The organism is Pseudomonas sp. IT-347P (assembly GCF_949768005.1).
GTDB lineage: Bacteria > Pseudomonadota > Gammaproteobacteria > Pseudomonadales > Pseudomonadaceae > Aquipseudomonas.
On record NZ_CATKPQ010000022.1, the window covers coordinates 863,324 to 874,367 of the forward strand.

Genomic DNA, 11,044 nt, shown 5'->3' on the forward strand with positions numbered 1-11,044 from the left:
AAACTCGGGCTTTGAAAAGCATGAAGATCTGCTCCCTTCCAGAAATTTCGAGTCAAACTCGGGCTTTGAAAAGCATGAAGATCTGCTCCCTTTCCCCCTCGCCCCCTTGGGGGAGAGGGCTGGGGTGAGGGGGTAGGCTTTTGACTTTGATCTGGCATCGGAGAGGACTACAATCCCCACCCCGCCTCAACGGCCGATCTGCCCGCCCATGTTGACCTGCTCCGTACACCCGCTGCCCTATCGCGCCAATCCCGCCGACTACTTCGCGGCCATCCGCAATGCCCCCGGTGCCGTGCTGCTCGACAGCGGCCGCCCAAGTGCCGACCGTGGCCGTTACGACCTGCTCAGCGCCTGGCCGCTGGAACAACTGGCGGTGTTGCCGGACGAAAGCGGCAGTCACTTCCTGCAACGTCTGCGCGACAATCTCAGTCGCTTGGGCGAGGCAGATTTGCCAATGGGTTGTGAGCTGCCCTTCGCCAGCGGATTGATTGGTTACCTGAGCTACGACTTCGGTCGACATCTGGAAAACCTGCCGAGCCAGGCGCTGGACGATCTGCAATTGCCAGATGCCCGCTTTGGTTTGTACGACTGGGCGCTGATCAGCGATCACCAGACAGCCACCAGCCAACTGGTGTTTCATCCGTCCGTAATCGACAGCGAGAAACAGCGGCTGATCGCGCTGTTCAGCCAGCCGCTTGTTGAATCGATGGTGCCGTTCAAACTGAACCAGCCGATGAGCGCCGACCTCTCGGCCGACGATTACCGTCAGGCCTTCGAACGCATCCAGCGTTACATTCAGGCCGGCGACTGCTATCAGGTCAACTTCGCCCAGCGCTTCCGCGCGTCGTGTCAGGGCGATCCGTGGCTGGCTTATTGTGCATTGCGCGAAGCCTGCCCGACGCCGTTCTCCGGTTTCCAGAGCCTGCCCGATGGCGGAGCCGTGTTGAGCCTGTCGCCAGAGCGCTTCGTCAAAGTCAGCGAACGTCAGGTGGAAACCCGCCCGATCAAAGGCACCCGTCCCCGTGGCCGGACCCCGGCCGAAGACGCGGCCAACGCCGCCGAACTGCTGGCCAGCCCGAAGGATCGGGCGGAAAACCTGATGATCGTCGACCTGCTGCGCAACGACCTCGGGCGCACCTGCCGCATCGGTTCGGTGCGGGTGCCGGAGCTGTTCAGTCTGGAAAGCTATCCGAATGTGCATCACTTGGTCAGCGCCGTCACGGGTGAACTGGCGAACGACCGCGATGCACTGGATCTGATTGCCGGCAGCTTCCCCGGCGGCTCGATCACCGGTGCACCGAAGATTCGTGCGATGCAGATCATCGATGAGCTGGAGCCGACGCGGCGTGGGTTGTATTGCGGGTCGCTGTTGTATCTGGACGTGCGTGGTGAGATGGATAGCTCCATCGCGATTCGCAGTCTGCTGGTCAAGGATGGGCAAGTGTGCTGCTGGGGCGGTGGCGGGATTGTCGCGGATTCGGACTGGCAGGCTGAGTATCAGGAGTCGATTACCAAAGTCAGAATCCTCCTCGAAACCCTGCAAAACCTCTAAAAGCTATCGCGAGCAGGCTCACTCCTACATTTAGAATGAGTTCTCCTGTAGGAGTGAGCCTGCTCGCGATGGCGCCCTTCCAGACGACTACAAACTCAAGTCGCGGTTGGAAGCTTTGAGGAACTCCTGCTTCAACTCGGCGAAGGTATGCACCGCTGGAAACTGCGGGAACTCGCGAATCACATTCTCCGGCGCATGGAACAGAATCCCCGCATCCGCCTCACCCAGCATGCTCGTGTCGTTATACGAATCCCCCGCCGCAATCACCCGGTAATACAGACTCTTGAACGCCAGCACCGACTGGCGCTTGGGATCTTTCTGACGCAGCTGATAACTGGTCACCCGCCCGCTTTCATCGGTAATCAAGCGATGGCAAAGCAAGGTCGGAAAGCCCAACTGACGCATCAGCGGCTGCGAGAACTCATAGAACGTGTCCGACAGAATCACCACCTGGAAGCGCTCGCGCAGCCAGTTGACGAACTCTACCGCGCCGTCCAGCGGCTTCAACGTGGCGATGACTTCCTGAATGTCCGACAGCTTCAAGCCGTGTTCATCGAGGATGCGCAGACGCTGCTTCATCAGCACGTCGTAATCGGGAATGTCCCGGGTGGTGGCCTTGAGGGATTCGATTCCGGTTTTTTCGGCGAAGGCGATCCAGATTTCCGGCACCAACACCCCTTCAAGATCCAGGCAAGCAATTTCCACAAGACACTCCCGTTTGTATTGATTATTTGAGTCGAGCGAGGCCGAACTCTAGCGACTCACCTCCACACGCGCAACGCACAGCACGCCCCCGAGGCTCGCAGCTTTTTGTTACCATCAGCCCCATATAGAGCGCCCAGCGCCACCGACCTGTAGGAAGCCGCCCTGATGAGTGCAACGTTCGACGTCGTGGAACTCGCCACGACCTATGCCAACAAATCCGCGCAAGACATCCTTAAACTCGCGTTTGCCGAGTTCGGCGATGACTTGTGGATATCGTTCAGTGGCGCCGAGGATGTGGTGCTGGTGGACATGGCCTGGAAGCTCAACAAGAACGTCAAGGTGTTCAGCCTCGACACCGGTCGTCTGCATCCGGAGACCTATCGCTTCATCGAGCAGGTGCGCGAGCATTACAAGATCGACATCGAAATTGTCTCGCCGGACTACACGAAACTGGAACCATTCGTGAAGGAAAAAGGCCTGTTCAGCTTCTACAAGGACGGTCACGGCGAATGCTGCGGCATCCGCAAGATCGAGCCGCTGCGCCGCAAGCTGTCCGACGTCAAAGCCTGGGCCACCGGCCAGCGCCGCGACCAGAGCCCGGGCACCCGTAGCGCCGTGGCGGTGATGGAAATCGACACCGCGTTCTCCACGCCTGAGCGCACCCTGTACAAGTTCAACCCGCTGGCACAGATGACCAGCGAAGAGATCTGGGGCTACATCCGCATGCTCGAGTTGCCGTACAACAGCCTGCATGAGCGCGGCTTCATCAGCATTGGCTGCGAGCCGTGCACCCGCCCTGTCCTGCCGAACCAGCATGAGCGCGAAGGCCGTTGGTGGTGGGAAGAAGCCACGCAGAAAGAATGCGGGCTGCATGCCGGGAATATCATCAGCAAGGCGTAATTCCCTGCCACGCTGATTTCCCCTTGTAGGAGTGAGCCTGCTCGCGATAGCGGAGTTATGAGTCGATGATTTTTTTGGCTGGTACACCGCTATCGCGAGCAGGCTCACTCCTACAGGGGTTCTAGCGACTCTTAAAATGTGTACACACGAATGTCACCATCGGTGCCATTTATGTGTGCACTTTTTTGTTTCCACGCCCTGAAAAGTTACATCCCGCCGGAAGACCCTTTCTCCTCGCCCGCCAGAAAAACCCTTGGCTGAAAATAAATACCTGTTCAATCGGTCAATTTTTAGCCAACTATTTTCAAACACTTAGCGTTCATCGATAACTTTTCGAAATGAGTAAAGCTGCCTATAGATTCGCAACTGGCACAGATCTGGCTTTAGTGCATACATGTTTTGTATACAAAACTGCAAAACATAAAACCACTTTCGATCCGCAAGCCTGAAGCGCCCTATCCCGTACAGGCTGCAGATGCCCCGTAACCAGTGATGGTTTCACCGCCGCGACGAAGATTTGTCGAGTCCAATGGCTCATGCACAGTCATCGCGGCCCTGAACATCAGGAGCCTGCCGGAATGCGTACAAGTCTCTCCAACAACATCGCGCTGAATCTGCCCGCCTCTGCCCTCGACCAGCCGTTACCCGATGACGGGCTTACCGAGCCGTTACAACTGAGCCCCCGCCTGCACAACAGCGACCTGGCGCCAACCAAGGCCGAAGGTCGGCGCTGGGGCAAATACAGCATCTTCGCCCTCTGGACCAACGATGTGCACAACATCGCCAACTATTCGTTCGCCATCGGCCTCTACGCGTTGGGTCTGGGTGGCTGGCAGATTCTGCTGTCGCTGGGGATCGGCGCAGCGCTGGTGTATTTCTTCATGAACCTGTCCGGTTACATGGGGCAGAAAACCGGAGTGCCATTTCCGGTGATCAGCCGGATCAGTTTCGGCATTCACGGTGCGCAAATTCCGGCACTGATCCGCGCGGTTATCGCCATCGCCTGGTTCGGTATTCAGACGTACCTGGCCTCGGTGGTCTTCCGCGTATTGCTGACGGCGGTGCATCCCGGCTTCGCTGAATACGATCACAACTCGATTCTTGGCCTGTCGACCTTGGGCTGGGTGTGCTTCGTGGCGATCTGGTTCGTGCAACTGGCAATCCTCGCTTACGGCATGGAAATGGTGCGCCGTTACGAAGCGTTTGCCGGACCGGTGATTCTGCTGACCGTTGCCGCCCTTGCTGCGTGGATGTACTTCCAGGCCAACGCGACCATCGCCTGGTCAATCCGTGAACCGCTGACCGGTGGCGAGATGTGGCGCAACATCTTCGCCGGCGGTGCATTGTGGCTGGCGATCTACGGCACGTTGATCCTTAACTTCTGCGACTTCGCCCGCTCTTCGCCGTGCCGCAAGACCATCAAGGTCGGAAACTTCTGGGGTTTGCCGGTGAATATTCTGGTGTTCGCCGCGATTACCGTGCTGCTGTGCGGTGCGCAATTTCAGATTAACGGCCGGATCATTGAGAGCCCGACCGAAATCATCGCGTCGATTCCCAACACCTTCTTCCTCGTGCTCGGTTGCCTGGCGTTTCTGATCGTCACCGTCGCGGTGAACATCATGGCCAACTTCGTCGCCCCGGCGTTCGTGCTGAGCAATCTGGCGCCGAAGTACCTGACCTTCCGCCGCGCCGGTCTGATCAGCGCAACCATCGCCGTGCTGATCCTGCCGTGGAATCTCTACAACAGCCCACTGGTGATTGTGTATTTCCTGTCCGGTCTGGGCGCCCTGCTCGGCCCGTTGTACGGCGTGATCATGGTCGACTACTGGCTGATCCGCAAAGGCCGGATCAACGTCCCGCAACTCTACAGCGAAGATCCCGACGGCACTTATTACTACAGCCATGGGGTGAATTTCCGTGCGGTGGCGGCGTTCATTCCTGCGGCACTGATCGCCATTGTCCTGGCGCTGGTGCCGGGTTTCCACAGCGTCTCGCCGTTCTCCTGGCTGATCGGCGCCGGCATCGCCGGAATGCTTTACCTGATCATTGCCAAACGCCAGGCGCACTACGCCGACATCAGCGGCGAATCGATCGCTGTCGACAACGTCTGCCATTAACTCCCTCGCGGCCCGGACTGCGGGCCGCAGAACTGCCCGCTATAAGGATTTCCCCATGCGTATTCTCGTGGTCAACGTCAACACCACCGAATCCATCACCGAGGCCATTGCGCGCTCGGCGCAGGCAGTTGCCGCGCCCGGCACCGAAATCGTCGGTTTGACGCCGTACTTCGGCGCCGATTCGATCGAAGGCAATTTCGAAAGCTATCTGGCAGCCATCGCGGTGATGGATCGAGTGATGGCCTACGACCAACCGTTCGATGCAGTGATTCAGGCCGGCTACGGCGAACATGGTCGCGAAGGCCTGCAGGAACTGCTCAACGTGCCGGTGGTGGATATCACCGATGCAGCAGCGAGTACGGCGATGTTTCTCGGCCACGCTTATTCGGTGGTAACCACGCTGGATCGCACCGTACCGCTCATTGAGGATCGATTGAAATTGTCAGGTCTGTGGGATCGCTGTGCTTCGGTGCGGGCCAGTGGTCTGGCCGTTCTGGAGCTGGAACACCAGCCGCAACGTGCCTTGGAAGCCATCGTGCAACAGGCTGAACTGGCGGTGACGCAGGATAAAGCCGAGGTGATTTGCCTGGGGTGTGGCGGCATGGCCGGGCTGGATGAGCAGATTCGTCGGCGCACCGGCGTGCCCGTGGTAGATGGGGTTACGGCGGCGGTGAAGATCGCGGAATCGCTGGTGCGCTTGCGCTTGTCGACGTCGAAGGTGCGGACTTATGCAACACCGAGGCCGAAGAACATCATTGGCTGGCCGGGGCGATTTGCCCGCTAGACCGCGTTATCGTTCATCGCGGGCAAGCCACGCTCCCACAGGTTCTGAGGTGCCCACAGATTTTGTGGACCACACAAAAACCTGTGGGAGCGGGCTTGCCCGCGATGGCAGCGACTCGGTCTAAAGCCATGTTCAAATCGCACTGAACCGCCGCGCCAAGCCCTGCTGCGCAAACTGCTCAATCACATAATCGACAAACGCCCGGGTCTTGCCCGGCAGCAATTTATGCTCGGCGTAATAGATGGAAATGTTGCCGTCATCAACGAACCAGTCCGGCAACACTCGCTGCAACGTCCCCGCCTGCAGATACCCCACCGCAAACGGCATGCTCACCAGGGCAATCCCCAGCCCTTGCGCCGCCGTCGCGCACGCCGCTTCGGAATCGCTCATGGTCATCCTCGCTCTGAGCGTTAACGGACTGTGCTGCTGATCGCGGTGCGTCAGTTGCCAGGAACGCACACGGCCGGTTTGCGGCGAACGAATCAGAATTCCGTCGTGCAGCTTGAGATCGTCTGGATGAGTGATTGGCGGATTGGCCTGCAGATAATCCTGCGAAGCGACCAAAACGCGATGCGCCGGAGTTAGCCGGCGGGCGACCACGCCTTGCGGCAATTCGAATCCACCGCCAATCGCTGCGTCAAAACCCTGCCCGATCAGGTCGACCTGACGGTTATCGAAATGCCAGTCCGGATTGATCGCCGGGAAGCGCCGCAGGAACTCGCCGAGCAACGGCACTATATAAAGGCGCCCGAACACCGTGCCCATGCTGACTTTCAAGGTGCCGGTCGGCTGCCCTTCAGCGCTGGCCAGATTGGCCACGGCGTTCTGGATCGTGGTCAGACTGGCGCTGACCTCACTCAAAAACAGTTGACCCGCCTCGGTCAGCGTCAGGCTGCGGGTGCTGCGCTGAAACAGCCGCACACCGAGCCGCGCTTCCAGCTTGGCGACACTTTTACCAACCGCTGCCGGCGTCAGACTCAAGCGCCGCGCAGCTTCGGCAAAGCTGCCTACTTCAGCACTACGGACAAAGCATTCGATACTGCTGAAGGTTTCCATGGCCGCCACTATAAACTTCTGGTTTACACAGACTATAGCAATCAGGGTCTACACGGTTGTGGATCAGAGGCCGATACTCGGCTCCAACAACAAGGCATCCCGCCTTGAACACTCTGGAGATCGAACATGACCACTCAACACCTCGGCGGCAAAGTCGCTCTGATTCAAGGCGGTTCCCGTGGTATCGGCGCTGCCATCGTCAAACGCCTGGCCGCTGAAGGCGCTGCAGTAGCCTTCACTTACGTCAGCTCTACCGCCAAAGCCGAAGAGCTGCAGAACAGCATCATCGCCAACGGCGGCAAAGCCTTGGCGATCAAGGCCGACAGCGCCGATGCCGCCGCCATTCGCCACGCCGTCAGCGCCACCGTCGAAGCCTTTGGCCGCATAGATATTCTGGTCAACAACGCTGGCGTACTGGCCGTGGCACCGCTGGAAGACTTCAAACTTGAAGACTTTGACCAGACCGTGGCAATCAACATTCGCAGCGTGTTCATTGCCTCGCAAGAGGCCGCCAAACACATGGGCGAAGGCGCGCGCATCATCAACATAGGCAGCACCAACGCTGATCGCATGCCCTTCGCCGGTGGCGGTGTGTATGCAATGAGCAAGTCGGCACTGGTCGGCCTGACCAAAGGCTTGGCCCGCGACCTCGGCCCCCGTGGCATCACCGTCAACAACGTCCAGCCCGGCCCGGTCGACACCGACATGAACCCGGCGCACGGGGACTTCGCCGAAAGCCTGATCCCGCTGATGGCAGTCGGTCGGTACGGTACAGCAGAAGAAATCGCCAGTTTCGTCGCCTACCTGGCAGGCCCGGAAGCCGGTTACATCACCGGTGCCAGCCTGACTATCGATGGTGGTTTCGGCGCCTGATGTCCCGAATAGTCTGAACGAAAAACGCCGCCCCTCTTTTCACAGAGGGGCGGCGTTTTTTGTCTCAAGTGCTCAGGCCCATTCCAGCGCCGGCAAACCGCAGGCACTCGGGGTAAACGCCTTCAGCGTCCGCAGAATCCCGTCAGCGTGTGCGTACTTTTCATCGGCCATGGCGGCATCGGGAATGGCGATGGCGGTCATGCCCGCCGCTTTCGCTGCGGTCACGCCAAACGGCGAATCCTCGAACACCAGACAGTCTTCAGGTGCCACGCCCAGACGCCGGGCAGCCGTCAGAAAGATGTCCGGCGCCGGTTTCGCCGCGCCGACTTCCGGATCGTCCGCCGTGACGATGAAGTCGAACAGAGCGAACCAGTCACGGTGCAGCGTGGTTTTCTGGCCGAACGATTGGCGCGACGAACTGGTGCCCACGGCGATGGGAATATTGTGCGCCTTGAGGTGGCGAATCAACTCCTCGGCGCCCGGCATTGCCTGCGCCTTGGGGAAACGTTCACGCATCAATGGTTCGCGGATCACCAGAAACTCTTCGGCGGTGATCGGCAGATCCAGCGCCTGCACCACATAGTTCGCCAGGTCGTTGGCCCCGCGCCCAATAATGTTTTGCTTGACGCTCCAGTCGAAAGTCCGCCCGTAACGCTGGGCAATCAGCGAAGTGACTTCGGTGTAAATGCCCTCGGTGTCCAGCAGCAAACCGTCCATATCGAAAATCACGGCCTTGATCGGGCCGAACGCCTTCAGCGGTGCATTCATCATCGGATCCGTTAACAAAGACATCCCAGGCGGCAAGTGAACCGCTGCTCGGATCTGATTAAAGGGTTCAGCAGCATAACGAGCGCGACAGACATTGAGCAACGGCCAATGTTTGTTGGGCGATGAACTACTCGCAGACATTCAGCGAAACATCCTACAGACATCACCTACTCGCCCGACTTCTTTCCTGATTGATCCCCCGCAAAGTCCGCGCACCTCTTTTTTCACGTGCGCGAGTGCCTGCCCATGTTTCAACCCGATCGGCTTCTGGCTCTGAACAACAGCATCGGCCTGCTCGTTGTTGCGGCCCTGGATCCCGATGAGCCGGACTTCGAAAACCTGATTCGCGAGTTCCGCCTGTGCCTGAACAACTACGACGCCTGGGCTGAGCAGTTCTGGGCCGGGACGGCGCTGGATGTCGAGCAGGTCTTCACCGTCGGCAACGATGTGCGCCTCAGCGCGCCGATCAAGTCGAGGCAGCCGCTCAGTTCATCGGTGGTCATGTGCTCGGCCAGGGGGGCGCTGACGCTGGTGCATATGTTCGAGGCCGCGCGGTTCGTGCCGATCGGCAACACTCCGGTAACCCTCGAACCGGTGCTTGCCGATGTCGACGGCGTGCTGACGTTCGGCGAGCCGCGGCGTTACACCATTGGCCCAAGCGGCATTCTGCAGGTGACCGATTGCGATCGGGGCCAGCGTTATCGCATCACCTTCTTTCCCGATGTGTCCACCGACCATGTGCGTGCGTTGTATGACTCTTATGAAGAGGTCATTGCAGGCCTGGAAGACTGGCTGCGCGCTGAGTGGCGCGAACTTCAGCCGCAGTGGACGGAGTTTTCCAGCGCCGGATTTCTTGATCGTTACGGTCAGTTGCAACAAGCCGACTGGCGCGGATTCGAGAAAGCCCTGAACGGCGTTTGGGATGACATCAAACAGGTATTCGCCCTCCTCGCCGACTTGCAGGCCAACAGTGAAAAATTGCTGGAGTACCTCAGCGAGGCCGAGCTTGAGGCGCTGTTGAATGCCTCCAGCGACGCCATCGCCAACGGCTTGCTGGTCCTCAGTGACGAACCGTTGCTGTTCATTCATCTGGCGGCGTTTACCAGTTGGTTGAAAATGCTGCCACCGCAGCACCTGGCCGAAGTGGTGGCCGAGGTGCGGGTCGAACTGCTGATCAGTTTTCTGCTGATGGGATTGTCGGGTGGCGTCGGCGTGCCGGTGCGCTTGAGCAGCAAGGTGCTGGCGAAGATCAAGTCGCCGCGCGCGCGGGAATGGCTGGCGGCATCAGCGTTGCGCTTGGCCGAACTGACGTCCTCGGCGGATTTGACGCGGCATGCCAGCGTTTTGAAGCCGCTGATGCTCAATGTGCGTGACGTTGAGTTGAAACCGACACCCGCGATACCGCTGAACATCCGTCAGGCCGATTCGCTGGTGTTGACCGTGCCGAATCCGGCGCCTGTGGTGCGGGACAAGCCTGGCGGTTCGAGCCGGATCGAGCGGCATGAGCCGCATGACGACTCGCCGGCTCAGGCGAAAAACCCCAACGGTGACAGTGCCGATTGCGTACCCCGCACCTGCACCAACGGCTGCCCGGTGTCGATGGTCACTGGCGAAGAGCTGCTGACCCTGAGCGATGCGGTGCTCGATGGCGTGTTGCCGTTCGAGTTCACGCGGTTGTATCGCTCGAGCGCCGTCGAAATCGATCTCGGCCTGGGCTTTGGCTGGAGCCATTCGCTGGCGCATCGGCTGGAGTTTTTCGCTGATGAGGTTGTTTGGGTCGACCACGAAAACCGTCGCACCCGCTTTCCGTTGCCGAGCGTTGAACGGCCGGCGATTCACAACAGCCTGTCGCGGGCGGCGATCTTTCTGGGTGATGAACCGGAAGAACTGATTCTCGCGCTGGCTGGAGAAACGGCGCGCTTTTATCACTTTCGCGCAGGACGGCTGACGGCGATCAGCGATGCCTATGGCAATCGTCTGACGGTGCAGCACGATCGGTCTGACCGGGTGCAGCGCCTGGACAACGGTGCCGGGCGTTCGCTGCTGCTGCGCTATGAGCGGGCGCAGTTGCTCGGTGTGGATTACCAGGTGTTTCGCGACGGTGCCTGGAGCACCGAACAGACGCTGGTCAGTTACCGCTACGACGCCTATCAGCACCTGATCGAAGCGACCAACGCCGTCGGCGACAGCGAGCGTTACGACTACGACGACGCCCACGTGATCCTGCAGCGGCAACTGGCCGGCGGCGCGAGTTTTTTCTGGGAGTGGGAACGGTCGGGGAAAGCCGCG

Annotated in this window: 9 protein-coding genes; 6 read left to right on the top strand and 3 right to left on the bottom strand. The window is 59.6% G+C overall.

Annotation, left to right across the window (positions count from 1 at the left end; all coding sequences use genetic code 11):
* The first annotated feature begins 208 nt into the window (after window positions 1-208).
* Window positions 209-1,552, top strand: coding sequence for an aminodeoxychorismate synthase component I (gene pabB / locus ACM6IV_RS12675; protein WP_414870235.1), 1,344 nt, complete (start codon window positions 209-211; stop codon window positions 1,550-1,552).
* An 87-nt stretch (window positions 1,553-1,639) separates the two neighbouring features.
* Here pabB and thrH read toward each other — a convergent pair whose 3' ends face one another.
* The gene (thrH, locus tag ACM6IV_RS12680) at window positions 1,640-2,257 is read right to left on the bottom strand and encodes a bifunctional phosphoserine phosphatase/homoserine phosphotransferase ThrH (RefSeq protein ID WP_414870236.1); all 618 of its coding nucleotides are present in this window, start codon (window positions 2,255-2,257) and stop codon (window positions 1,640-1,642) included.
* A 165-nt stretch (window positions 2,258-2,422) separates the two neighbouring features.
* On the opposite strand from thrH, the gene ACM6IV_RS12685 reads away from it, so the two are divergent.
* The 3 genes from ACM6IV_RS12685 to ACM6IV_RS12695 all read left to right on the top strand — a co-directional run bounded on the left by ACM6IV_RS12685 (window position 2,423) and on the right by ACM6IV_RS12695 (window position 6,058).
* Window positions 2,423-3,157, top strand: coding sequence for a phosphoadenylyl-sulfate reductase (locus ACM6IV_RS12685; protein WP_414870237.1), 735 nt, complete (start codon window positions 2,423-2,425; stop codon window positions 3,155-3,157).
* A 578-nt stretch (window positions 3,158-3,735) separates the two neighbouring features.
* A complete protein-coding gene (locus ACM6IV_RS12690; RefSeq protein WP_414870238.1) occupies window positions 3,736-5,274 on the top strand; it encodes an NCS1 family nucleobase:cation symporter-1 in 1,539 nt (512 codons plus the stop codon).
* 55 nt (window positions 5,275-5,329) lie between these two features.
* The gene (locus tag ACM6IV_RS12695) at window positions 5,330-6,058 is read left to right on the top strand and encodes an aspartate/glutamate racemase family protein (RefSeq protein WP_414870239.1); all 729 of its coding nucleotides are present in this window, start codon (window positions 5,330-5,332) and stop codon (window positions 6,056-6,058) included.
* 132 nt (window positions 6,059-6,190) lie between these two features.
* Here ACM6IV_RS12695 and ACM6IV_RS12700 read toward each other — a convergent pair whose 3' ends face one another.
* The gene (locus ACM6IV_RS12700; protein WP_414870240.1) at window positions 6,191-7,114 is read right to left on the bottom strand and encodes a LysR family transcriptional regulator; all 924 of its coding nucleotides are present in this window, start codon (window positions 7,112-7,114) and stop codon (window positions 6,191-6,193) included.
* A 126-nt stretch (window positions 7,115-7,240) separates the two neighbouring features.
* Here ACM6IV_RS12700 and ACM6IV_RS12705 point away from each other — a divergent pair, with 126 nt between their 5' ends.
* A complete protein-coding gene (locus ACM6IV_RS12705; protein ID WP_414870241.1) occupies window positions 7,241-7,987 on the top strand; it encodes a 3-oxoacyl-ACP reductase family protein in 747 nt (248 codons plus the stop codon).
* 72 nt (window positions 7,988-8,059) lie between these two features.
* Here ACM6IV_RS12705 and ACM6IV_RS12710 read toward each other — a convergent pair whose 3' ends face one another.
* Window positions 8,060-8,755 carry an HAD-IA family hydrolase gene (locus ACM6IV_RS12710; protein WP_122842763.1) on the bottom strand — a complete coding sequence of 232 codons (696 nt, stop codon included), beginning with the start codon at window positions 8,753-8,755 and terminating at the stop codon, window positions 8,060-8,062.
* Window positions 8,756-9,001: 246 nt separating this feature from the next.
* On the opposite strand from ACM6IV_RS12710, the gene ACM6IV_RS12715 reads away from it, so the two are divergent.
* Window positions 9,002-11,044: DUF6531 domain-containing protein (locus ACM6IV_RS12715; RefSeq protein WP_414870242.1), on the top strand; the 2,043-nt coding region annotated here is incomplete at its 3' end.

What these genes read in the sequence shown, in the direction of transcription:
- ACM6IV_RS12705 (WP_414870241.1), top strand. Translation starts at nt 7,241, where the DNA reads ATGACCACTCAACACCTCGGCGGCAAAGTCGCTCTGATTCAAGGCGGT.
- pabB (WP_414870235.1), top strand. Translation starts at nt 209, where the DNA reads ATGTTGACCTGCTCCGTACACCCGCTGCCCTATCGCGCCAATCCCGCC.
- ACM6IV_RS12685 (WP_414870237.1), top strand. Translation starts at nt 2,423, where the DNA reads ATGAGTGCAACGTTCGACGTCGTGGAACTCGCCACGACCTATGCCAAC.
- ACM6IV_RS12700 (WP_414870240.1), bottom strand. Translation starts at nt 7,114, where the DNA reads ATGGAAACCTTCAGCAGTATCGAATGCTTTGTCCGTAGTGCTGAAGTA.
- ACM6IV_RS12710 (WP_122842763.1), bottom strand. Translation starts at nt 8,755, where the DNA reads ATGAATGCACCGCTGAAGGCGTTCGGCCCGATCAAGGCCGTGATTTTC.
- ACM6IV_RS12695 (WP_414870239.1), top strand. Translation starts at nt 5,330, where the DNA reads ATGCGTATTCTCGTGGTCAACGTCAACACCACCGAATCCATCACCGAG.
- ACM6IV_RS12690 (WP_414870238.1), top strand. Translation starts at nt 3,736, where the DNA reads ATGCGTACAAGTCTCTCCAACAACATCGCGCTGAATCTGCCCGCCTCT.